This is a genomic window from Legionella genomosp. 1 (assembly GCF_900640215.1).
Lineage (GTDB): Bacteria > Pseudomonadota > Gammaproteobacteria > Legionellales > Legionellaceae > Legionella_C > Legionella_C quinlivanii_A.
The window spans coordinates 33,755-57,638 of sequence record NZ_CAAAJH010000004.1 but is presented as its reverse complement, the minus strand read 5'-3'; the positions used below and the strand labels follow the sequence as shown (position 1 = coordinate 57,638).

Here is a 23,884-nt window from a genome sequence, read left to right as displayed (position 1 = left end):
CAAGGAGAGAATGATGAAAAAGATCGTAAATGTATGGATAATTTTAATGCTATTTTGCGCCTCAGTATGGGCCTCGCACAGTACCGTTTTTAATGAGGCGGAGTTTAAAAAACTACAAAAGCAAAATGAGTTGATATTAATTGATGTTTATGCGGGATGGTGCTCAACCTGTCAGGCACAAAGTGTAGTTCTTAACAAATATCAAAAAACATATCCAGATAGCAAATTACATATCCTACGTGTGGATTTTGATAACGATAAAAAATGGGTGCGTTATTTTAGAGCTCCAAGACAAGGAACATTCGTACTTTACCAGGGTAAAAAACGTATATGGTTTAGTGTCGGTGAAACTAGAGAAAACGATATTTTTAAAAAACTTAATGAGTTTACAGGTGCATAATGAACATTGAATTTGCGTCTTTACCGCTTGCCTGGCTGGCCGGTGTGTTAGGCATTTTATCTCCCTGTGTATGGCCCATTATCCCTGTAGTGATGGGTGCTGCCTCTATTAGTGGTTTCAGCGGCCCGTTGTTTTTATCCTTAGGACTGATGAGCTCTTTTGCAGCAGCGGGTACATTTTTAACTTTTTTGCTATTGAATATGGGGCTTGATCCGGAGTGGTTTCGTTATTTTGGAGCCTTTCTTTTACTACTTATTGCTTCAGTATTATTGGTAAGGCCTTTAGGGAGTTGGGTTTCTGATCGATTGTCCTTGCTAACTGCACGATTTAATTCAGGGCCAGCCAAAGAAGGTATTAGTGCACCAGGACAATTTCTAATTGGAGCAACCCTAGGGATTGTCTGGCTTCCTTGTGTGGGACCGACTGTAGGCGCTGCTATTGCATTAGCATCTATCGGACAGAATATGGTGATGGCTTTTGCTGTGATGCTGGCATTTGGTCTGGGAACTGCTTCCGCACTTTTATTTGCCGGTATGGCTTCGCATAAAGTGTTAAACCGTTGGCGCCCAGGATTACTTGCCAATGCTCGGTTGGGCAAGCAAATATTAGGGTGGGTATTATTAATTTTAGGATTCATGGTTATCAGTGGTATTGATAAGGTATTAGAGGCTTGGGTGGTTGAGGCTTTGCCAAAAACATTTACGTCATTTTAATAGAAACGCTCAAGATGAGGTTAAATAAATCAGTTATGAGGATTTATCTTAAATACTTCCTGATTTCAGTAACAACCCCAATAAACTGTACCTCATCTGCCTGTTTAATACTAATTGTTGCCCATAAGTCACTACTGGCTAATAACTGAAATAAACAACCATCTGCTTCTCCATATCGGCGTAATACGGTCTGTTTTTTCTGGGTTAAATAAACTAAAACATAGTGGCCTGGATTAGGTTGTAAATCTCCATCAATAACTACCACATCTCCTGGGTTAAGCTCCGGTTGCATGCTGCTATCGTCCACTGAGGTGGCGAATAACGCCGAGCTTTTAATCGAGGGATTCAGTGAATCAACTAAAATTGTTTTTTCAAAAATAAACGGTTCTTGCTGCCCTAAAATTTCTCTAGCATGTGGTGCTTCTTTCATACTCAATATAGGGATGTATCGAAACTTATTTTCAGGATTCTGGATCAGATCTCCTTGAGGATTATCCGTTAAGCACAACAAATAGGAAGCGGATACTCCCAATTGTTCTGCAAGCAATTTGGCTTCCAAAGGGCCAGGGCTTCGCGTGCATTGCTCCCAATTACTAATCCTTGCAGGTGAAAGTGTTACCGTTCTTGCCGCTAACTCCTTAATCGTAATACCCAACTCTTTGCGAGCTTTGGTAATACGATGACCTATTTGTTCTCTGATATCCATTGTGATCCTTCAAAAAATGATAAACACCCATTGACAGAAACACGTTTTGTTTTTTATTATGAGTTTAATAAAACATATCGTGTTTAATATAGTAGTAATACTTCTTATATTAAATCATAAATTCATTTAAAAATCACATCATGTTTTATTTATCTATTTTATTCATTGATAAAAGGTCATGGATATGGAATTTATTATTATCACCCATCAGGAACTTTCCGCTCTAAGTGGTTTACCTTATCTACAACAATTAACTTATCTTCAGGGCATTAAACCCTACGTCGATTATAAAACAGGATTAGTCGGTATTCGTCGTGGCATTAGTTATCAGTCATTAAGTGAAGCGCTTTACATAGAGCCTCATTCTGGTATTAAAAGTGGCAGTCCAAGTAAGGATCAATTGCGACGTGCTTTGAAAGGACTTGAGAAGGCGGGGTTGATTCAAATCCAGTCTTGGGAAAGAAAGCTTGTTTTACGTTGTTTATTACTGGATAGGCATGATTCTGTTCAGAATAAAGCCGCCATAAAAACGCTTGACTATAGCGCACCTCAAAAACCACAAAAAAATCTATTAGACTCAACAAAATCCAACACGAATACACTAGAACCCGACATAAACCAAAAGGCCGAACCCGCCACTCCTCAAGATAATAATAATTATTTTTTTATTTCTTTATCTCAAGCCTTTGAGGTGTTCTGGGATCTGTATCCCCTGAAAAAAGAAAAAGAAAACGCTTTTGAGGCATTTAAAAAACTAAAGCCTTCTCAGAACTTAGTCCAGCAAGTCATAGCCCGCTTAACCGAACAAATTCAACTAGAGATACAAAAACGCGCACAAGGCGTTTGGACGCCTGCCTGGAAATATCCAGCAAACTGGTTAGCACAGCGATGCTGGGAAACAACATCAACAATTCTTGAAGCCAAGGAGTATGACCATGCAATCCATGAAACAAATCGTAAACACGCATCACCTACAAACCGCATCGGGATTACAGAATCGAGTGAAAGCTCAAGTTTCAGTGACACCGAGTTCCAAAGCCTCTGGAAATTGCATTGAGCAAGTCAACAAACTGTTTCTGAAATTCTCAACCTTTTATGGGCACATATGGCGTAGCCAATTCAAGAATGAAGCTTATTCAAATTTTGCACGTCAAGAATGGTCAAAAGCACTAAATGGATTCGATGCCCAGTTAATTGATCAAGCAATTGATGAGTGTCTTAAAAACCGCGAAATGCCGCCTGCGCTGGCGCAATTTATTGAGTGTTGTAAGCAACTGTCAGCCAGAAAAAAACAGTGTTTTCAAAGAGAACCTTATAAACCTTGCGACCCTGTTGTTGCCAATGCTCACCTGAGGAAAATAAAAACAATCTTAAACATGAAATAAAAATAACCGGAGAAAAATAATGTTGGTACTTACAAGACGAAAAGGTGAGCAAATAGTGATCGATAAAGGACAGATTGAAATACACGTCATTTATCAACGAAGAGGTGTAGTCGCTTTAGGCATTAAGGCTCCAGCTCATATTGATGTTGATCGAAAAGAAATTTTTTTAAGAAAACAAACCAGTCCTCAAAACAACGATAAAGAGATATCAAAATGAAAACTAGCGTTCAAATATCTTTAATTAGCGCACTGGGTCTAACATCACTCTGCTCTATTGCAGCTAATGTTACCCAGATAAACCGCTATGCAACCGTTGCTAACAAACCACTGGCAGCGCAGATCAATCCGTTACTGGCCATTCAACAAGTCCATTTTCCTCAAGAAGTACAAACCATAGGTCAGGCAGTTGAATGGTGGTTGAAGTTTTCAGGATTTTCTTTTGCGTCGAAAGAAAAACAACCTGAAAGCCTGCAAACCGTCATGCGCCAAGCCTTACCTCAGATTGACAGAAACCTCGGCCCTTTGACTGTTAAGGATGGACTTGAAGTCCTTGTTGGCCAACAGTCCTTTACCTTGATTGAAGATCCTTTATTACGGCAAGTGAATTTCAAATTAAAAGCTGCGGTACGAAATGGGGGTAAATTATGATCAATCGCGCAACAACCTTAAAGTATTTATTGGTAGGAGGTTTAGGCTTGACCTTGGCGGGTGTCATTGTTGGCATTAACTATTTTCCAACAAATAAAACGAATGATTCAGATGTTGTTTCACATCGTCTTGATACCCTGCAAGCACAGCTTGGTGCTCTGCATGAGGAAGTCAAAAAACCAGTTGAAACAGTAGACTTTGCCGCTATTAATCAAGATTTCCACAAACTGATCTCCTTGATTGAACAGCTCAAAAATCATGATGAAACAGATATTAATCGCCTGATCAATGAAAATCGTGCCGAGTTAACACAAAGGTTGGATGTACTACGTGAAATGGTGACCGCTTTGGATAAAAAACAGCATCCCATTAAGTACCTGCCTGCAAGCAGCCTACCGTTTAGAGTGATTAGCATAGACAGCATTCAGCAAGTTAGTGTGGCATCAGTAGCTTATAACTTTAAAACATTGCCTTTGGAAAAAAGCGACCAATTGGCTGGCTGGACAGTATTAAGCATTGATTTTGGCCTACAACGCATGGAATTGGAAAACGGTAATAAAGAGCATGTTGTGGTGAAGACGGATGTATTGCAGGGGGAATCTGATGCTTAAGTATTCTGCTTTCCTGATTCCCATATTAGCCTGTCATGCAGTACATGCTGATCTGACTATTCCAGGATTAAATCAGCAGCCCTTAAATCACTTTGCCATTGAAGATCAAACATTGGCAAAAACAGGGTTAACAGTTAATGAAGACGATCTGACTTCAGAGCAAGACATCAATAAAATTACACTGACCGATACCCAACTGCATGAAGCTAAAGTGTGGGAATTAACGACTGATGAAGAAAAACGTTATGTCCTGCTCATGCAAAATAAAAGTAAACTCTACTATGAAGGTTTAAGGCAAACTCCAATTGATATTTTGGGGCTTAATGCCCGCAATGAAACAGAACGTAATCACTATGCAGAGCTGGCCGCAAAACAAGAAGCCCAGAAAGTAGCGAAAAATATTGCCTGGAACAATGCTTTTTATAAAGCATATAACAAGTTATTTGCTAATGTTCCTGTGGTTGGTGATTTTGATCCATCCCCTTATTCACCCTATGCCCATAAGCCAGTGCAATTAAGCCAGGGCGATACACTGTACTTCTTTATCAAAGAACAAGATGCTGTAAAAACCATTTTGCTAATGCTCTTTGATGCCATAGAGCAAACACCGAATGTACGATTGCATCTGATGTTACTGGATATGAATGATACGACCATCCAAATCTGGGCGAATCAACATCAAATACCACAGCATCTTGTACATGGTGGCCGTATTACCCTTAACCACGGCGAACTAAGCTACCAATCTCTCAAAGTCAAAAAGTCACTACCCCTGTTGCTGCTCTCCCAAAACGGCCATTCCAGCATTGTTGATTTGGGGAGGTTTTAATATGCAAAAGTCAGCCATACTCTTTGGATTGTTGATGATTACGTCCTGCTATGCCTGGCAAGCCATTAACATGGAGCAATTCATTAAAGAAAGCCAATCAAGCCTCACCGAAGAATCTTTAAAACTACAAGAAAAGCTGGATGCAAGACTGCCCGTATCAAGTAAAGCCACTGCTGGCAAAGTAGAAAAGCGAACACTAACACTCGTTCATTTCTCAAACCCCGTGTTCATCATTGGGGATGATACGGACTCATACCTTTGGTTGCAAAAAAACGCGAAAAAGCTGGAAGAAGCACAAGCCTTGGGCTTTGTCGCCAACATCGTGACCTGCGAACAACTTCAAGCGTTACAACGCCTCACCAAAGCGCCTTTATTACCGGCTAACGTGGATGACTTAATGGAACTCTTTCAGGAAACCCATTACCCACTCGCTTTCTTTGGGGAAGAATTATGGCAATAAGGACTGCAACGCCCAAACCATCCAGAAAAACGGTCATGAGTTTTATGCTGCTTGTTTTATTGGGCTGGTTGATCCTGATGGGTTGGGTATCCAGTCTTTGGTGCTGTTTAGGATTTGACAAGGCTTATAGTTCAGTTGCCACACTTTCTCAAAAACAAACGCAAGCCATTACCCCATTTAACGGAGTAATGGTTACTAATACCATTAAATCCTGGTTAAAAACCATTCCCACTCAAAAGGTTGCCAACAAAACAGCACAAACAGGCTCCCTGATTAAAAAAGGGCTGGATGAGGTAATGCCTGGTGAAACCAATGATTTAAATGACATAGCACACGATTTTATCCTAATTGCTAATCAACTCTGGTTACTGATGGGATTAACTACTCAGGTGATGTTCATCAAACTGGTTATTCTGATTTCGGCTATCCCTCTGTTTTTATTAATGACCATAGTTGGACTTGTCGATGGGTTAAATCAACGCGCTATCCGTACCGCGTCCCTTGGTCGTGAATCATCCTATGTCTTTCACCAGCTCAATCGCCACGCCAAACGAGGCCTTTTACTGTTACTGAGCTTATGGCTTGCGCTACCCATAAGCATCACGCCTGCCTTTGTTTTTGTACCTGCAAGCCTGTTGTTAGGCATCATGGTTTCAATCACCGCAAGTCGATTTAAAAAATATTTGTAGGAGAAAAACATGAAACGATTATTGTTATTATTCATATTAAGTCTGCCAATGGCCTCTCATGCGAGTGACGATGCACTCAACCAAACGCTGGTTAGAATAATCAATCAGATTAATGCCATCATGCCTTTGCTTGATGAAGCCCAAACTGAAATTGAACCCAATACCCGCATCCAATTGCACATAGAAAATTTTGAAGGTTCTGATGGAAGAACACACGCAGGCCTTCATACCGATTTACTGTCCATTCGTAATGCGCTGATTGATTACATCAATAAACCGGCCATTGAACCTAAAACCATCAAACCGTTAGCGTTGGATTTTATAGGAAAGTGACTATGAGCAAACTGGATATTGCTGCGTCTTTTGCTGCCAGTTTTAAACAAGCTGCGGGCGATACGGCTGCAAGTGCTTACTCAAACAGCATCCGATTTGTCGCCATTATGCTCGTCATCATTGGACTTATTTGGTGCATCAATCAATTCATGGGCAATGCAGAAAAAGAACAGGAGGGGTTTCTCATTCTTTTAGGTTCCCGCTTAATCCGCATTGTTCTTGGGCTTTGTTTATTCATTCTAATTTTAATCGTTAAGGGGAATTAATCATGAAAAAGTCAATTGCAGGTGTCAAACAATGGGGGCAACGGGTCGGTGCAGGACTCATTACTTTAAATTATGCACCCGCATTGTTTGCCGATAACTGGTTTCCAAAAATCTCTAATGCCGATGACATCAGTGACGGTAACAAAAGCATGATGACTGTTACAAGTAACTATGTTCGTCAAGGTCTGGGATTATTGCTTTTTATTGCTGCTGTCATGAGTTTTATTAAATTCATCACCACCATTCAGCATGGCATTGAAGAATCCAAGAAAAATGATGGCTCTATGGTGGCCTTTGGTACGTTTGCGGTGATGGGGATTACTTATCTTGCCATCAGTATTGTAGCAGGTTATGTCGGCTACAGCATGATTACCAAATTCAAGATTTAGGGGGAATTCATGAACCAACCATCTTCACGTCATCTGTCGTTTGATTATGAAGCCTATAAAGGGTTAAGCCTTAGAGAGCTGTTCTGGATAGTGGTAATAACAACACCACTAATTAGCATGGGATGTGCTTTGGCAGGACTTTTTATTGGCTATCCGCTGGCCTTTGGCTGTGTTGGTTTCATTGTGGGTTTTATTGTGTCCATTACTTTTTGCCCTAAACGGGCAGCTGCTATTAAATCTGATAAACCTCACGGCTATTTAATGAAAAAAACCATGTTGTTGATGGCAAAGTGGGGGTTAAGACACTCACCCTACATTCACCATCAAGGTGCCTGGCAAAAATCAAGACTTGTGAGGTAATCCTATGTTTCATTACTGGAAAAAAGTGGACAGTTTAAATCACATCAATCGCTTATTATTAGCCTTTGTATCCGTGCTCATTATGATTGTAATTGGCTTGATTATCACGTTGGCCAAAATACCCCATCGTTTTGAGTTTTGGTTAACACCTGCTATGAGTAGTAACGGTGGATTAATCAAGGAAAACGACATACCCAAAGAATACGTTCAGGGTTTTGTTGCCACATTGCTACCCACCTTAAACACTTGGTCACAAGGTGGTAAAAAAGAATTTGCTACTAATCTTTCAGGCTTCCATTACTACTTCACCCCGCGCCACCAGGCATTAATGGATAAGACTCTGACGGCTTATAAGGATGCTCAGCTTTTTAATCGAATACAAATGGCAAGTCTTTATCGGTTTATGGAAAGCGAAGATGTCAAAGTGATCGCCCATAACACCTGGGAAGTTCATCTGGTTTTACGCATTACCCAACGCTTAAAAGACGATAGCCCCATGGTCATTGCGGACAAGGTAGTGGATTACCATGTACGTGTGGTCAAGGTCAATCTCTCGCGTTTGCAAAATCATTTTCAATTGGCTTTGGATGGTTACACCCAACCAGAAACACTCATTACCGATTTGTTGGCAACTAACCCACGAGGTACGCAACATGAAAACAACTAACTGGTTACTCGCCGTGATTGCCTTAATCGGCAGTCAATATGCATTTGCGCTGAACGCAGAACATGTCTTATGGGATAAAACACCGATCCTGGTTGAATTGTCCTTAGACGAGGAAAGGCTCATCCATTTTCCTCAAGCCATTAGTATCGTGGATAATGAAGCAGCTTCCCAAACCGCGCTTTTGAAAATTCAGGATGCTTTGTATCTGAAAGGCAAGGACGTTTTTAAAAACAAAAGGCTCTTGGTGCAGCTCATGCCTCAAGGTGAGGTAATCATCTTAAACTTAAGCGTTAATGATAAAACTCATGATTTAAAACCAATAGAAGTGCTTTTGGAATCCAAAGAAAATACCAGTGTCCCTCAAGAAGCGGCCAATCCTCTGGATTTAAATGCAGTAACACTGACGCGCTTTGCAATCCAATCCTTGTATGCCCCACAAAGACTGTTGGTGATCCCTGATGGGGTGGGGCGTGTGCCTATGCAAACCCGAAAACGAGTAGGCCTTTTTTATGGCGCCAGTATTGAAGCGAGGCCATTGATTTCATGGCATGGCGGTGCATTTTATGTGACGGCGGTGGAATTGAAAAACCTGCTAAATAAGGAGGTGATTATTGATCCGCGCCAAATGATGGGTAACTGGCAAACCGCTACCTTTTACCCCACCAACACTTTATCGCATCAAAGCAAGAAAGAGTCCACCACGGTATTTCTGGTATCAGACAGACCCTTTGGTATAGCACTTTCCGCAAGTCGGGAGTATGTACGATGAAAAAGAATACTGGACTTAAAGTATTGACTGGCACCGTGATCGCGGTTGTTGCACTCATTATGATGAATAGCAAACATCATGATCTTGAACCCGAAGCCACTCGCCACGAGCCTAATAATCTGAACGAAGCTATTGCTAGTCAGTTTAATGACAATATCCGTGATGTTGCTGCAAGACTACAGGAAACCGAAAAGAAACTTGCCAGTCTTGAATCGGAAAACAAGCAACTTAAGCGCAAAAATAAAGATATTGCGGTGTCATATAACCCTGAGGTGCTTAAGGAAATAGAAGTACTGAAAGCTGAATTGGCTCATATTAAAAACAATCGGGATAACCAACCAAGTCCTCAACCCTACACAGTCAATGGAGAGCCTGTCCTTGCCAAAGAACAAAATGTTACAGACATCGATGCCTTATTAATGAAACGTGAAAACAATCCTAATGAACAAGCCTATTGGGAAAATTTAAAGAAAAAACAGCAGGCATTAACTCAAAAAGTTAAAACAGCGGCTTCCAACAGTGAAGATAAAAATAATATTCCCTATTACACCATTCCAGCAGGCTCTGATTTAGGCAGGACAACCTTGTTATCGGCACTAATTGGTGAAGTGCCGGTTGAAGGTAAACTCATGCAGCCCCTATTTCCGTTCTCAGCCATTATCAATCGTGGTGATTTAATGGCCGCTAATGGTATTCCTTTACCTCCCAATATTTCGGGTATGAAGGTTAATGGTTATGCAATTGGTGTTGGTTCTTTTCTGGACAACATCAGCTGTGTTCGAGCCTATGTGACTTCTGCCTTATTCGTTTTTGATGACGGTCATTTTGTGACCGTGGGTAAAGAGCAAATGACCGGAACGGCTGAAATGGTCAATAACGAAAGTTTAGGCTATCTCACCACCGCTTTTGGTAATCCATGCATTAAAGGCCAGTATTTTACTAATGCGCCCAGAGTACTTACGGCACTCGTGGCTTCCGATGGGATTAAAGGGTTTGGTAATGCACTTTCTCAATGGCAAATGACCTATACCGCCAATGCCAATGGTGCGACAGGCACACCTACCGGCTCTATGGGTAATTATGCTTTGGGTGGTGCGCTTTCCCAGGGAACGGTCAAAGCTGCTGATTGGTTAGAAAAACGTATCCAAGGCAGTTTTGACATGGTTTTTGTTCCAGCGTCTCAAGGATACAGACCGACCCAGCTTTCATTTCACGTCACACAAACCATCAACATTGATAAAGAAACTAATGGGAGAGTATTAGATTATGGCCATTTACAACAAACTGCACACGATTTTAGCCTTAGGTAGCGTCTTGCTGCTTAGTGCTTGCGCCTCAAAGACAGTTGGCTCCACGGCCATTCCCGAAGGAGGATTGACTGTTAGCCAACTTTATCAACAAAGTCTAGGTGACGCCATGCCTGGCTGGTCTGTACCAAAAAGACAGGCGAAGACCGTAAATTACTCAGGGTATACACGAGATGCTTCCAATGAGATTCAACATTTGTTCAAGCCCTTGGATAACCCGCAAATCCCTATTTATGTGTTTCCTCATGTGGCACGCATTGGTGATGAGCAATTGTTAAAACCAGGTTATACCACAGCCTTTTTTCTCTACAAACAAAATCAATTTGCACTAGCTTCCGAGCACTATTAAGAGGTAAATAATGAAATTATTCAGCCAAGTAAGTGACTGGCTGTTAGGACAACCCAATAAACCAGCATTAACTCAACAAAACATAAAAAAAAGATTTGAGAATCACAACCCTTCCTTTGCCAATCAATTGTCTATGGTGGATTTCAATGATGAACTCAATCTCTTTTTACTCAATGATGGAGTCAGCATTGGTTCAGGTTTTGAATTAGCGTCCATTCCAGCAGAGGCCACCTCTACTGAGCATTTACACGCGGTATTTAGCAAAATTCGCGATACGTTTGCCACGGTCGTACCTTTGCACAAAGAAGATCCATGGGTGATGCAAATGTATGTCAATGACGAGTACAGTTTGAAGCCGGTTCTCACTCATATTCAACAAAGTATTGCACCGGACATTGCTGAAACGTCCTTTACTCGTGACTATTTGGCACGGTTGGATGATCTGTTTTGCAAGATGACAAGACCCGAAGGATTGTTTGTTGATCCCAAAACTGATGCGCCTTATCGCGGCAGACGAAGACGAATCAGGGTTTTGTTTTATCGTCTGTATCAAAAAACGCAAACCACCAGAGAACTGGCAATTGCCGAGCATCAAGAAGTCATGGCTCAGATTGAAAGCAAATTACTATCACCTGGTCTTCAACTAAAACAACTAACCGGTAAAGATTATTACCAATGGTTGGTGCGTTGGTTTGCAACTAACGCTGAAGAACTACTGGCTTGCTTTCCTTACCCTAAAAACAAAAAACCAGCAGGCTATAGCTTAAGCCAGAATGTCTTGTTTCATGAACCGCAAAGTGATGAGCATGGGTTTATATTTGATGATATGGTTCATCGTATCCTTTATATTGATGGTCTGAAAGAAGCACCTGAAATTGGTCTTTTATCTCGTGAAAAACCACAAGCCAATCCCAAACATCGGTACGCACTTTTAGATAAGTTGCCAGAAGGCGCTACCTACACCATTCAGGTTATCTTTGAAAATGATGAAGCCTTAGATGCGCATCTGATGCGTCTTGAAAAAGGCATCGTAGGAACAAGCCTTAAACCTTCACAGGTCAGAGAAGACATCAAAACTGCACGAGATGAATTGTCTATAGGAAACCGTCTGTTTTGGGTTAATCAATCTATTTTTTATCGTGCCAGCACGAAAGACCAGGCAGTACGCATTGAAAAAGAACTAAAAGAGTTATTTATTGAAGCCAAAATGCCTTTGATTTCTTCGGGTTTCGACATTCATCCCATCAACAGTTATCTCAATGCCTTACCTTTTAATTTCATCCCGCAATATGCTCGCCAATATTTGCGCTTTGACCGATTGATGTATGCGTCTGAATTAGCCTCTTTACTGCCAGTGTATGGACGCAACCAGGGAGCAAGACACCTTCCTTGTTTCACCTTTTTTAACCGTTTGGGAGAACCAGTACTCTTTGATGTGTTGCATCATGACTTTATCAGCCAAAACTCCCACATGGCTTTGTTCGCCAATTCCGGTGGCGGCAAATCAGTGGCTACTGGCTGGATGATTAATTCGCTGATGGCCACTAAAAATGCCCGCATCATTTTATTTGAAATGGGGAATTCCTTTGACCGTATGCTTATTCATGCCAAAGCGCATGGCAAAAAGACAAAGCAGTTATTACTGAGTAATAAAAAAGATGAGGCCGTTCCATTAAACCCATTTTGTGAAGCGTATAAAGCAATTCCTGAAATTACGGATAATTTAAACGCGGAACAGGCAGCTCTAATTGCACAAAAAATTAGGACGATCAAAGCAAATATCGAACAGCCTGCCAGTTCAGAGGATTTATCCTGTGATGATGGCTCTCGTTCGTATCTAGCAGAACTGGCTTTGGCATTGCGTACCATGATTACTGAGGCCAATGAGTTGGAAGAAGAGCAATTTACCTTAGCCGATGAAACATTGTTAATTGAAGTGTTAAGTGATGCCATCTTAACGTCTTTTAACCATGACATACCGCAAATGCTGACTGAACATGTCGTGAGTGCTTTTAAACGGCGACTGGATAAAGAAACGGTGGCTCGCAAGAAAGACCGCATTTTAGATATGCACGACCGATTAAACAGTTATGTCATTAACAGCGCCAAATCACGCTTTTTTAATGTGCCGACTGAACCTTTAGGAGATTTTGATATCTTTCATGTTGATATCTCAGCTATTAAAGATGATACCGGAAAGCTCGCTTTAGTGATGGTGTCTTTGTTGCCAAGAATATTGGCTATGGCAGAAGCTACTCAAAACGACAACAGACCAACCTTTCTTTTTATTGATGAATCTCATTTGCAATTTCAAATTCCTTCAGTGGTGGCCGTGTGTTTACTGGTTGCCAAAGTAGCCAGAAAGTTAGGCCTTTGGCTGGTTGCTATTACCCAAAACGTCACCGATATGAATTCGGAAAAAGCCACCAAGATTTTATCGTTAATTGAAACCTGGATTTTATTAGGCCTTGATGAAAAGGAAATTAGCGATGTCAAACGCTTTAAATCATTAACTCCGCAACAAGAAGCCTTAATTAGAGATATTGATTCGCAAAAAGGCTTATATGCAGAAGCGGTTTTATTAGGCTCACGTTATCAAGGATTATTTCGTGTCATTCCACCTCGCTACTTGCTTGCTCTTTTAATGACTGAAAAATCAGAAAAAGCACAACGCCATACCCTGGAGAAACAACATGATGTCCTTAAAGCCGCTGAACTGCTTGCTGACCTTCTCGAAAATAAAAAGCAAAGCAAAAATCATAATGCTTATTTCTATGATGATTAGCTTACCCATCCATGCAAAAGAAAGCATAGAGCCACCGCATCCTATTGGCAGTCTTGGTATTGCCACCAAGGTATTAAGTAAGCTTTTTACTAACAGCCACTATAAGGTAATTGGCTCCTGTACCTGGGCCGTAGGAAAATTTCCGCCTAGACTAGTAGCTGTTCCTGCAATCGAGCAGTTTTTACCTGATCTAATTGTCACAGTAGCCAATCGCCCTGAAACCAATCCATGGATGGAGGCAAAAACACTGTATGAAAATCCAGCAAGCCAGGCTTTATATCAAAAAACCTACCAATTGGCGACTGGTTCAACGCTTGGTTTTGGAGATGATGCAGGACAAATCTCAGCCATGCACATCAATGAAGAACGCACACGGGTTGTTGATATAATTGGCAGCCCCGCAGGTCTTTATCGTTTCCCGTATTTATCGCATAAACCAGAAACACGTTTTGGTTATCCTTACTATATCAGTGAGGCCGATGCCGTGTCAGACCGCACAGAGCTTGCTGAAATTGCCTATATGGCAACTCATCCTCATCTGTTATTCAACCATGATATAGGCTCCACAACGCAGACGTGGGGACATGAAATCCCAAGACTTATGCGAGTCACACAGCCATCACGCTTTAGAGCATCTGTTGTTGCAGCACTTCATGCGGCAGACATCGTGACCAATAAAAATAGTCTTCATGTGACTCAGAGTACGAGCAATTCTTGTGGTGCTAATTGCATGGTAGCCAATGTGATATTCGATGGCCACAGCAAAAACATCATCTGGCAGGAAGTGTACCCCAAAAATCGCAACATCAATTTTAATGATGCAAGCGATATGGGTATAGAAGATGACAAGTCAGGTAATGGAAATTATGTCTTTGTAGTCTGGCGAAAATATCGAGGCTGTATTGCCCATGAGGGAAAATTGATTCGCGCACTTTCATTCCCAAAAGTGGGACATCCCCAAAAACGATAGGAGTTAATCATGTACAAACTTTCTATGCCTTTACTGACATTGATATTACCCCAAATGCTCTTTGCCAGTTCTTTTATGCCTAATGAATCGGATTATTATTACAAGTTGGGTGGCTCATCCAATCTATATGTACCTCCTGTTAATAATGACCAAACCATCACTATTGGCGGTAATGTCGATGGACGGCTTGGTTTTACCTGTAATGGATTTAATCCTGTAGTATCCATCACTAATACCTTTCAGGATATGAAGTCTTCTGCAATGAACATTCCTGGCGGTATTATTGATAACCTCAAAGGATCTGTTGCAGGCTTCCCACTGTATAAGCTGCAACAATCCATGCCTGCGCTTTATAACGTACTGCAAAATACTGCCAATTATGCGCAGAATGAATTTAGCGTCAAAGTCAAAGATTGCCAGGACGTGAAAAAGACCTTGGAAGAAGGTCAATCGCCTATGGAAAGCATGCTTTCTGTGTCGGATAGTCAAGGTTGGCTTGAAGCAGCAAAACGGGCGAAAACTGAAAATGTGGATGTGACTTCTACAGCTAAAAGTATTGCTAAAAAAAGGGACGAATATGGACTGCCCTGGATAGGTCGGGAAAGCGGAAATGCCGGTGGAACATACCAACGGCCTATCAAAGTCATTAATGATGTAGTCATTGCTGGTTACAACATTTTACTGAATCGAAAGCCGCTTAATAATGAAAAGAAGCCCGACACCAAAACACCCATGACGCATACTTGGCCAACACCTGCTGATGCGAGCCTTTGGGCAATTAAAGTATTAGGTGATATTCATGTAAGCACCGCTATAGATGCAGATAAAACCAAACACGATGCCAAAGCTGGCATTGGGTTATCAGCATTATTGCAAAGTTGCGACAGCTCCAACACCTGTACGTCCAATGTGTCTAAAGCACTATGGAATCTCGTAGACAAGCAGTGGCCGTTGACTGAAGAAAAACTCAAAATGGTCAGTGCATCCAACTTTATGATTACGGATGAAATCATCATCACCATACAGCGTATGCCGCGTGAAGAACAAATCTTGACTGTTTCAAAATTGGCCGAGGAAATTGCTGTACAAAACATGCTCGATAAAGCCTTGATGATGCGCCGTATTTTACAAGCTGGTCTTCAAGTACAAGAAGTACAAAACTTAAAGCCCGCGCTTGATATGGTGAAATTTGCCTTAAAGAAACTCGATGACGACATTCATTCTTTAGCATTTGAAAGCGAAGTCCGTAAAAAAATGATGACTGAAACCTTAGGTCTTTTGATGGAGATACGAGGTAGCGATATAGCCAAAGGCTTGCCTGGTGATGACCATGAACAATCACAAGTTAAAAATGGCGCAGTCTATGTGAAACCTGATTCCAAAGGAGCATAAGATGGTAGTATTTAGCCCTTTATCCTTGTACACCACCTATTTAGGCTGGCAGCAATATGAGGTGATTTTTAATGCCCTGTGGCAAACAGGGTTGTTATACCTTGGCTTTCTTATGGTTGGCTATCGGTTCTTGAAAAATGTTTTGGCACCTGCTGGTGCCACACATCACGCGGCAGAATATGCCTTGAACCATTTTCTCTATGAATTGGCAATTACTTTTTTGATTTGCGGCATCTTTATCTACCCCTGTGTGCCATTGGAAGAAAAAGCCATGAGTTTTAAACCCATGTGCGGTATAAAAAAAGGTACGGATGCAAAAACCTCCACGTTAAAAGATACAGGCACTACTTATGACGAAGCCTTTGCAGACGTACTGACTCCCAGCATCAAAATGCCTATTGGTTTTGCACTCTTACAAAATTACATGTCAGGGATTACTTACGGCTTGATGAAAGTGACCGGTTGCACCGACAGTTTGCAAGCGATTGAAGGCGATTTAATTTCCACCTATTTACCTGCCGATGTACGTGAACAAGCACTGAATTTTCACAGACAATGCTTCCTTGAGGCCAGAAGCCAATACCACAATGAACCGCACGACAAAACCAAGGTCAATGACATTTTAAAAAAATACGGTGGTGAGGAAGATTTAAAATGGGTGGGTTCCAAAGTCTATCAAACACTATACTACGATAAGATTTATGCAAGACAACCTGTACCTGGGTTTACCTTTAATGAAGCCCCCAACAAGAATCTCGAAAAAGCAGCAGAACGTGGTGATATTGATGCCAAACATCTGCCAGAGCAAGGTTATCCCAGCTGCAATCAATGGTGGAAAAAGCTCAAAACAGATTTGGTGTTCGTTGCCAATAACGCCAGTGTCTTTGACAGCCACCTGAATTACTACGCGGTTTTGGACAGGGTACGCACGTTCAAAAGTAACCATCCTAAAGCTTGGGGTTCGCAGTTAAGCTCAGAAGACTACATTGCCAAGATGTTGCTTAATGACAGTCGCGACATGCAGGCTAACAGTATGAAAAACCTAATGGGAAATACCAATGGCGCTTTTGGTGGTGCCATTTCTCATGGGTTAGTAAATATTGGGCAATTGACAAAATCATGGACATCAACGCCTTTAAAGCGTGAGGCCATTATGCAAACACTACCGGTCATGCAGGCCTTTTTGTATTTCTTCCTGATTATCTTGACCCCTGTGATTTTGGCTCTAAGTGGTTATAACCCCAAAGCATTAGGCAGTATGTGCGGTCTGTTTATTATGGCGATTTTCCTACAATACTTGTGGCATCTGGTGGGTTTTGTCGAGCGCAGTGTGCTTGATCCTTTAGGGCAAAACGATGCCATTGCGGCCATGCGCAATATGGCCGTTTTATTCTACTTTATTGCACCCATGTTGCTCTTAAAACTGTCCAGTCATTTTGGTGGAGAAGCAGGGGCAGCCCTTGGTGCTTTGGTCAATGACGCAGCGCAACACAGTAACAAAGTTGCTAACTCAGGTGTGGATACCATCAAGCAAGGGGCAAAAATAGCCAGCATGGGGAAAGTAAAATGAAACTAGTCTCCATGAATGTGTCTGGCGTATTCAGAACCACTGATTGCACCATCTTCATAAAGTTCGGTTGCCTTCCCCGCAACATAGTGTGGTTTATCTTTTTCATCGGAAGCAAAGGCAACAATCGCTTGCAAAGCAAGAAGACTTATCTTGCCAAGTGTTTTCAATCCCTTCAAAACCACCGACTGTGTTGGGTTGTTCTTCCTAATCATAGGAGTGTTTTCCATGTTAAATAAACGGTTCTATAAATCCATTATAGGCATAAGCAAATTCATTCTGCCAGTGGTATTACTTTTGTTATTAGTGCCTTTTTTGATGCGATTCAGTACTGAACTTAGCACCATGAATGACTTTTTCAAAACCCATCAAATAGGCTTTTTAATCTGCCATATGCTGTTTTATTTAGCGTTTTATTGGGCTTGGCCAAAACTGATTACAGGCATAGTAAATCAACGCCAACATGAACTTGATGAGGCTCAAATTAAATTGGCTTTGCAAGCAAAATACTACCTGCTTGCGGCCCTAATCCTTTTTGAATTACTCGTTTGGTGGAGATAAATCATGAGCCAATATCCCGTTGAAAACCTTTTGCGCGAACCCACTGAATTCTATACCTTCCTGACCTGTACTTCACTGGCATGGCTCACTGTCGCTCACCCACACCTGTTTCTACTCACACAAAACATGGGAGTCTATGCAGCACTCAGCCTTATAACATTAGGTCTAGTGAGAGGATATCAGGCTTTTCGCATTAAGCGTTATCACCGCAGACTTATTGCCATGCCTTATTATGCTTTATCCACTACCGAAGTGCCATTGTCCAAGAAATGGTTGTTTCTTGGTAAAGGGTTTCGTTGGTTGCCTCATCATACGCAGCGATTGCATCAAATTAAACAAATTAGAAATGAATCGTTTATGCAACGAAATGCTTGCTATCGCAAAGTACGTGATTATTGCAAAAACCACGACAGTTCATTATTGACCCAACTGTTTAATACCCCATTAAGATTTAATCCATTCAAACCTGATCCACCTGTAGGTGGCTGCTCATACCTACATGGGTTAGGTGAAAAAGATAGTTCTGTCTATATCCCGCAAGAAGTTCGAGTTGGTCATACTTTTGTAGTGGGTACAACTCGAGTTGGTAAAACACGCCTAGCAAGCATCCTAATTAATCAGGATATTAGAAATGGCGATGCAGTGATTGTCGTTGACCCGAAAGGAGATTTAGATTTAGTTCGTGATATGTACTCAGCCTGCAAAGCTAGTGGCAGATTGCATGATTTTAGAGTGGTGCATTTAGGTTTTCCTGAATTGTCTGCTCACTACAATCCGCTCAAAAACTATGATCAAGTCAGTGAGGTTGCTACACGTGTTACCGATGCGATTCAAGCTGAGGGCGAAGGAAAACAGTTTGCAGCCTTTGCCTGGAAATATGTGAACATTGTAGCCATCTGCCTTGAAGAAATGAAACAACTTATTTCTTATACTTCTATAGGGTTTTACATCAATCGATTGGATCAACTACTAATGGCCTACTCTGATGCCATACTCCCCACACATGATCCAAATTATCATGAAAAAATAGAAGAAATCATCGCTAATAATGATTGCCGTGTAGATAAATACGGCAATACTCCGCTACCTATGAGCCGCTCAAAGGCGGTGGTGAAATATTTACAAGAGCATATCAGTAAAACCATCACCTCAGGCAACGTTGAAAGCCTTCATGATCAAGTACTGATTGATCTGTTTGATGCGGCCATCATGGACAAGAATTATTACGATAAAATCACGGCCAGTGTCGGCCCTGTGTTATCAGAAATTAATAAAAGTAATGCATCAAAGATCTTTTCATTTCATAAAAGCACTTGTGAAATCGAACTGATGAGCGCAATAAAAAACAAACAAGTCATCTATATCGGACTGGATAGCCTAACAAACCCCAATATCGCCCAAGCGGTCGGGAAAGCCTTTTTGTCAGATTTAGTATCCACTGCTGGAAAAATATATAAGGAAAGTAACGCGAATTACCGTCTCAATTTACATTGTGATGAGCTTTCTGAAATCATCCAAGACTCGTTTGTCAAAATTTTAAATAAAGCAGGTGGCGCTGGCTTTCAAGTCACCGCTTATGCTCAGACCAAACAAGATATGGAGGTAGCACTAGGTTCAAAAGCCAAAGCAGAAGTGACTGAAGGAAATCTAAACACCCTCATCATGTTACGTGTTAAAAATGAAGAAACAGCCAATTTATTAGTTAAAGTCTTACCGAAAATTGGCGTGGTCGAGCACACTCAAGTGTCCATGGTTAACGACACACCCCATGGTGAGGATGGTGTTTATTTTAATACCACTAATGAAGATCGAGTACAAACCACCGCAGTACCTATGATTGATGTCAATGACATTATCTCATTGCCCAAAGGGCAGGCCTTTGTTTTAGTGAATGGCGGAGAGCTGTACAAAGTAAGAATACCCTTACCTGTGAACGATGGATTAGCCCCCAAGGATATCAAAAGCGCTATTCGTGCAATTAACCAATTGGATGATAACCTTGGAGATTAATATGAAAGCAGAAATTACTTTAAACCTTCGTACCCGTGAAGTGTATAAATTATTTGAGAGAAAAATCAGTGGGGATAGACTTTTTATTGAGGCTATTTTGCACAAGATTAACATTGTCATTGGGCGATGCCGCAGGCAAGATCCAATAGCCATTAAAGTACTGTACGAAATGGAACAACAGCTCAATGCGCGAACTCAGGAATTTGCCTCTGAAATTAAACGTTTTGAAGTACTGCTTTCTAAGAAGAAAGAGTTTAAAGACAAACAAATTAATTTTGTAGTGCAGTTTCATCCGAAGCTCATCGTGTATAATTCTCTAATTCTGAAATTAGCTGAGTTTTTTGAAGTTTATGACAACCTTATTGCTAATTTGAAATTACTTCGACTCATAGGGTGCTTTGACACAGATGAAGCTTATTTTATTAATACTCAGAAATACCAAAAATCTGCAAATCAAACGCTCAGTAAAATTGTACTCTTTAATTGATTAGAAAAATTAAAGCCTATAGGTTTATTATATAGATTGCATGAATTGAAAATGCGATAATTTATAATGGGTTATTAAATTATCGGAAACTAATGAGTCAATTTGTTCTAAAAAAAATAGTAGAATGGTCTAAAAATAGACCACTATGGCAAAGAGATGCTTTACGCAGAATACTTTATAAAGGAGAACTTCATGAGGAAGATGTTAATGATCTAATTGATTTATGCAAAGCTGAAGCTGGATTAATATCATCTTCTAAAAAATGCATCCCAATTAACGCGGAACATATTCCATCAACTCCAACCGAAGAAAACTCCGTTACTTTAAAAGCGATCACTGAGATTCAAAATGTTAATAGATTAGCTAGCAATCAAACCCTTTCTTTTGAACCTAAAGGTATAACAATAATATATGGTGATAATGGAGCTGGAAAATCAGGATACGTTAGAATATTAAAAAGAGCTTGCAGAGCAAGACATACAAGTGAAATATTAGATAATATATATGTGATAAAAGATAAAAATGAGAAACCTAAAGCTTTTTTTCATTTCAATATAGGCGGTAAAGAACAAGCTAATGTAGCATGGGAGGATAGTGATATCCCACATCAAAATTTATCTGCGATTAGTGTTTTTGATAGACAATGTGCAGATATACAAATTAGCAAAGAAAATGAAATTGCATTTCGCCCTCATGGATTGGACATACCAGACGAGTTTGTGAGAATATGCAAACTGATTAACCAAAATCTTGCTAATGATAAAAAGTTGTTAGAGGAAAAAAATGATTTTTTATTTACAAATCCATTCTGGAATAAAAAAACACCAACTGGAATTTTATTAGATAACATAACTCATGCAACTAATGTTGAGGAGCTAAAAAACAGTTGTTTATTAACACAAGAGAATAAACATAGACTTGAACAACTAAGAGTAGATTTAGGAAAAAATCCAAGTAAAGCAGCTGCTGAACAAAAACTAAAAGCAGATAATATACAGCGACTGAATTCCATATTAAATAATATTGAAAAAGTTTTGTCAGAAATTTCACTTTCTCATATAACTAACTTGAAACAAAAGGCAGAAACAATAAAGGCAAGTATCGACTTGGCAGCAAGTAATGCTTTTTCAAGTGGTTCTCTTGATGGAATTGGAGGGGAGCAATGGCGCTTACTTTGGGAGGCAGCACGTAGGTACGCTACTGATGTAGCGTATCCAGATGGACAATTCCCTCCTTTAAATAAGGATATGTTATGTGTACTTTGCCAAGAACCCCTTTCATCTGAAGCTATTCAACGCATGAAAAATTTTGAGCAATTTATTCAAAACGATTTATCCATTCAAAACAAGCAAGTAAATATTGATTTATCTAAAGCCCAACAAGATTTTTTAAATTTAGATCTGAGTGTTATCTCATTAAAAGGTTTTTTAGATGAAGTTAGCTTACATGATCAAGCTATCACTAAAAATATTAAACGATTCATTGCCTCTGCCAGGTTACGTAAACATTGCTATCTAAAACAGTGGAATCAAAACAATATTTCTTTACCCTCACTTGTTTCCAGCCCAACAAAACAACTTAATATAATCGAAGAAAAAACTCGCCAGTATGCTCAGGAGCTACTTAATGCGTCAAATCAAGAGCAGAAACAAAAGCTGCAACTCGAATACGATGAATTGCAAAATAGAGCCGGAGTTGTCACAAATATTCAATTAATAACAGATACTATAGAGCGTCTAAAAACAATTAACCTTATTAACCAGTTAATTAACCAAACATTGACTGCTGATATTACAAAATTAAGCAATCAAATCTCGGATACTGTTATAACTCCAATGTTAAGAGATCGCTTTCAAGAGGAATTAACACAACTGGCTGCCGATAAAGTACGTGTTGAAATTGTTCGTTCAGGAGGGAAGCATGGAGCAGCTCAATATCAAGTGAAATTATTTGCTAATCCTAAAGCAAAAGTTAATATGATTTTAAGTGAAGGTGAACAAACCTGTGTGGCATTTGCAGCATTTTTATCCGAATTAGCTACAGCAAATCATCATTCAGCACTTATATTTGATGATCCTGTTTCTTCACTTGATCATCGATGGCGTAATAAGATCGCAAAACGTTTAATTGAAGAGTCTCATAAACGACAAGTAATAGTTTTTACTCATGATTTAGTATTCGTCAATGATCTTTATGAACTTACTTATATTCATAAAATTCCAGTAAAAACACAAACAATTACAAATGGCCCAATTGGAGCTGGGGTTGTTTCTGATGAATTACCGTGGAAAGGTAAGAGCATCAAAGATCGCATAGATAAGCTTGAGAAGCTCTTAAATAAAGCAGAGCGATATTATCAAAATAATGATGAGGATTGTTATCATCAAGAAGCTACGAGCATTTATAACAAACTTCGTGCAACTTGGGAGAGAGGGCTGGAGGAAATAGGCTTTGCACGAGTTATTCTGCGCTATAGAGATTATATTAACACAAAAGATTTGATTAAAGTGTCAGTATTAACTCGAGATGATTGCGAGATTTTTGAACGAGGATTCAAAAAATGTTGCGATATAACCGATGCTCATGATCCTGCTCTTGGGAGAAATATAGAATTGCCTTTACCCCAAGAAATTAAACAAGATATTCAAAATCTTAAGACATGGATGGATAGTATAAAATCACGCCAAAATAATGCTTAACTTTCCCGCAAGCTGCGTCACTGCATTTCCCGCAGTGACGCAGCCGAAGGGCTGCGAAATTTTCAAATAAATTCAACATACTACTCCTGATTGAGCAATCGCGTGCAACGCGATTGCTCAAAATAATCATCTAAATCCCCTTGTCCAACACAAATCGTTTTGCTAATCTGCTATTAAGCATAACTGACGAGACCGGTGCGATTCCGGCGAAACCTTAACAGGTCTTATGCATAGCCACTCTCATTCTCTAATCTTGTGGCAGAACGATAAGTCGAGAATAAAACACCATCTGCACTTCGCAGAACCAATTGCAATAAAAAGCAATGCAATTCTTTAAGAATTGAACCTCACAATATCTCTCTGTATTGCCCCATGCGCAACAATGGCTTGTATAGACTTTGTTGTATTTAAAACCATTAAACCTAAGGAGATCACCACCATAAAAAAGTAGTACCAATGTAATCAGGTCAATATAAGTTTGTAGTTTAAAACTGATTTTCCCCTGAACTGAGCCTTGAGGCTTCATGCCTGG

At 40.3% G+C, this 23,884-nt stretch carries 28 protein-coding genes; 26 read left to right on the top strand and 2 right to left on the bottom strand.

Annotation, left to right across the window (positions count from 1 at the left end):
- Window positions 1-10: 10 nt before the first annotated feature.
- On the top strand, window positions 11-400 hold the full coding sequence (locus E1O89_RS05375; RefSeq protein ID WP_133139279.1) for a thioredoxin family protein: 390 nt from the start codon (window positions 11-13) through the stop codon (window positions 398-400).
- Window positions 400-1,113 (top strand): cytochrome c biogenesis CcdA family protein, encoded by a 714-nt coding sequence (locus E1O89_RS05370; protein WP_133139278.1) that lies wholly within the window; start codon window positions 400-402, stop codon window positions 1,111-1,113. The genes E1O89_RS05375 and E1O89_RS05370 overlap by 1 nt, the downstream gene beginning before the upstream one ends.
- Before the next feature lie 43 nt (window positions 1,114-1,156).
- Here E1O89_RS05370 and E1O89_RS05365 read toward each other — a convergent pair whose 3' ends face one another.
- Window positions 1,157-1,819, bottom strand: coding sequence for a LexA family transcriptional regulator (locus E1O89_RS05365; protein ID WP_133139277.1), 663 nt, complete (start codon window positions 1,817-1,819; stop codon window positions 1,157-1,159).
- A gap of 184 nt (window positions 1,820-2,003) precedes the next feature.
- Between E1O89_RS05365 and E1O89_RS05360 the strand changes: the two genes are divergently transcribed.
- Genes E1O89_RS05360 through E1O89_RS05265 form a run of 20 tightly spaced genes read left to right on the top strand, consistent with a single transcriptional unit; the run spans window position 2,004 to window position 17,598 of the window.
- Window positions 2,004-2,876, top strand: a complete 873-nt coding sequence (locus E1O89_RS05360) for a Vir protein (RefSeq protein WP_133139276.1) — start codon at window positions 2,004-2,006, stop codon at window positions 2,874-2,876.
- Complete coding sequence (locus E1O89_RS05355; protein WP_262337411.1) at window positions 2,821-3,204, top strand: Vir protein; 384 nt, start codon at window positions 2,821-2,823, stop codon at window positions 3,202-3,204. Before E1O89_RS05360 ends, E1O89_RS05355 begins: the two co-directional genes overlap by 56 nt.
- A gap of 19 nt (window positions 3,205-3,223) precedes the next feature.
- Window positions 3,224-3,421, top strand: a complete 198-nt coding sequence (locus E1O89_RS05350) for a carbon storage regulator (protein WP_133139275.1) — start codon at window positions 3,224-3,226, stop codon at window positions 3,419-3,421.
- Window positions 3,418-3,852: a hypothetical protein gene (locus E1O89_RS05345; protein WP_133139274.1), complete on the top strand. Its 435-nt coding sequence runs from the start codon at window positions 3,418-3,420 to the stop codon at window positions 3,850-3,852. Before E1O89_RS05350 ends, E1O89_RS05345 begins: the two co-directional genes overlap by 4 nt.
- Complete coding sequence (locus E1O89_RS05340; protein WP_133139273.1) at window positions 3,849-4,463, top strand: hypothetical protein; 615 nt, start codon at window positions 3,849-3,851, stop codon at window positions 4,461-4,463. Before E1O89_RS05345 ends, E1O89_RS05340 begins: the two co-directional genes overlap by 4 nt.
- Entirely contained in the window at window positions 4,456-5,292 is an 837-nt protein-coding gene (locus E1O89_RS05335; protein ID WP_133139272.1) for a TIGR03759 family integrating conjugative element protein, read from the top strand. Before E1O89_RS05340 ends, E1O89_RS05335 begins: the two co-directional genes overlap by 8 nt.
- 1 nt (window position 5,293) lies before the next feature.
- Entirely contained in the window at window positions 5,294-5,752 is a 459-nt protein-coding gene (locus tag E1O89_RS05330; protein ID WP_133139271.1) for an integrating conjugative element protein, read from the top strand.
- Complete coding sequence (locus E1O89_RS05325; RefSeq protein ID WP_133139270.1) at window positions 5,743-6,441, top strand: TIGR03747 family integrating conjugative element membrane protein; 699 nt, start codon at window positions 5,743-5,745, stop codon at window positions 6,439-6,441. Before E1O89_RS05330 ends, E1O89_RS05325 begins: the two co-directional genes overlap by 10 nt.
- A 9-nt stretch (window positions 6,442-6,450) precedes the next feature.
- A complete protein-coding gene (locus E1O89_RS05320; RefSeq protein WP_133139269.1) occupies window positions 6,451-6,774 on the top strand; it encodes a hypothetical protein in 324 nt (107 codons plus the stop codon).
- Between the two features lie 2 nt (window positions 6,775-6,776).
- Window positions 6,777-7,040 (top strand): hypothetical protein, encoded by a 264-nt coding sequence (locus tag E1O89_RS05315; RefSeq protein ID WP_133139268.1) that lies wholly within the window; start codon window positions 6,777-6,779, stop codon window positions 7,038-7,040.
- A gap of 2 nt (window positions 7,041-7,042) precedes the next feature.
- Entirely contained in the window at window positions 7,043-7,429 is a 387-nt protein-coding gene (locus E1O89_RS05310; protein ID WP_165483070.1) for a hypothetical protein, read from the top strand.
- Between the two features lie 9 nt (window positions 7,430-7,438).
- Window positions 7,439-7,789 carry a TIGR03750 family conjugal transfer protein gene (locus E1O89_RS05305; protein ID WP_133139267.1) on the top strand — a complete coding sequence of 117 codons (351 nt, stop codon included), beginning with the start codon at window positions 7,439-7,441 and terminating at the stop codon, window positions 7,787-7,789.
- 4 nt (window positions 7,790-7,793) lie between these two features.
- Window positions 7,794-8,456, top strand: coding sequence for a DUF2895 family protein (locus E1O89_RS05300; RefSeq protein ID WP_133139266.1), 663 nt, complete (start codon window positions 7,794-7,796; stop codon window positions 8,454-8,456).
- Window positions 8,443-9,225 (top strand): TIGR03749 family integrating conjugative element protein, encoded by a 783-nt coding sequence (locus E1O89_RS05295; protein ID WP_133139265.1) that lies wholly within the window; start codon window positions 8,443-8,445, stop codon window positions 9,223-9,225. Before E1O89_RS05300 ends, E1O89_RS05295 begins: the two co-directional genes overlap by 14 nt.
- The gene (locus tag E1O89_RS05290; RefSeq protein ID WP_133139264.1) at window positions 9,222-10,535 is read left to right on the top strand and encodes a TIGR03752 family integrating conjugative element protein; all 1,314 of its coding nucleotides are present in this window, start codon (window positions 9,222-9,224) and stop codon (window positions 10,533-10,535) included. The genes E1O89_RS05295 and E1O89_RS05290 overlap by 4 nt, the downstream gene beginning before the upstream one ends.
- Window positions 10,492-10,881 (top strand): TIGR03751 family conjugal transfer lipoprotein, encoded by a 390-nt coding sequence (locus E1O89_RS05285; RefSeq protein WP_133139263.1) that lies wholly within the window; start codon window positions 10,492-10,494, stop codon window positions 10,879-10,881. The genes E1O89_RS05290 and E1O89_RS05285 overlap by 44 nt, the downstream gene beginning before the upstream one ends.
- 10 nt (window positions 10,882-10,891) lie before the next feature.
- Window positions 10,892-13,666 (top strand): conjugative transfer ATPase, encoded by a 2,775-nt coding sequence (locus tag E1O89_RS05280; RefSeq protein ID WP_133139262.1) that lies wholly within the window; start codon window positions 10,892-10,894, stop codon window positions 13,664-13,666.
- Window positions 13,656-14,636 (top strand): TIGR03756 family integrating conjugative element protein, encoded by a 981-nt coding sequence (locus E1O89_RS05275; protein ID WP_410054760.1) that lies wholly within the window; start codon window positions 13,656-13,658, stop codon window positions 14,634-14,636. Before E1O89_RS05280 ends, E1O89_RS05275 begins: the two co-directional genes overlap by 11 nt.
- A 9-nt stretch (window positions 14,637-14,645) precedes the next feature.
- Window positions 14,646-16,028 carry an integrating conjugative element protein gene (locus E1O89_RS05270; RefSeq protein WP_133139261.1) on the top strand — a complete coding sequence of 461 codons (1,383 nt, stop codon included), beginning with the start codon at window positions 14,646-14,648 and terminating at the stop codon, window positions 16,026-16,028.
- Window position 16,029: 1 nt separating this feature from the next.
- Complete coding sequence (locus tag E1O89_RS05265) at window positions 16,030-17,598, top strand: conjugal transfer protein TraG N-terminal domain-containing protein (protein ID WP_133139260.1); 1,569 nt, start codon at window positions 16,030-16,032, stop codon at window positions 17,596-17,598.
- Window positions 17,599-17,600: 2 nt separating this feature from the next.
- On the opposite strand, the gene E1O89_RS05260 is transcribed toward E1O89_RS05265, so the two are convergent.
- The gene (locus tag E1O89_RS05260) at window positions 17,601-17,810 is read right to left on the bottom strand and encodes a hypothetical protein (RefSeq protein ID WP_040523623.1); all 210 of its coding nucleotides are present in this window, start codon (window positions 17,808-17,810) and stop codon (window positions 17,601-17,603) included.
- Between the two features lie 13 nt (window positions 17,811-17,823).
- Between E1O89_RS05260 and E1O89_RS05255 the strand changes: the two genes are divergently transcribed.
- The 4 genes from E1O89_RS05255 (at window position 17,824) to E1O89_RS05240 (ending at window position 23,352) form a co-directional block, all read left to right on the top strand.
- The gene (locus E1O89_RS05255; RefSeq protein ID WP_019235724.1) at window positions 17,824-18,156 is read left to right on the top strand and encodes a hypothetical protein; all 333 of its coding nucleotides are present in this window, start codon (window positions 17,824-17,826) and stop codon (window positions 18,154-18,156) included.
- Window positions 18,157-18,159: 3 nt separating this feature from the next.
- A complete protein-coding gene (gene traD, locus E1O89_RS05250; protein WP_133139259.1) occupies window positions 18,160-20,166 on the top strand; it encodes a type IV conjugative transfer system coupling protein TraD in 2,007 nt (668 codons plus the stop codon).
- A gap of 1 nt (window position 20,167) precedes the next feature.
- Window positions 20,168-20,653: an AcaB family transcriptional regulator gene (locus E1O89_RS05245; protein ID WP_133139258.1), complete on the top strand. Its 486-nt coding sequence runs from the start codon at window positions 20,168-20,170 to the stop codon at window positions 20,651-20,653.
- Between the two features lie 92 nt (window positions 20,654-20,745).
- Window positions 20,746-23,352 carry an AAA family ATPase gene (locus E1O89_RS05240; protein WP_133139257.1) on the top strand — a complete coding sequence of 869 codons (2,607 nt, stop codon included), beginning with the start codon at window positions 20,746-20,748 and terminating at the stop codon, window positions 23,350-23,352.
- The last annotated feature ends 532 nt before the right edge of the window (window positions 23,353-23,884 follow it).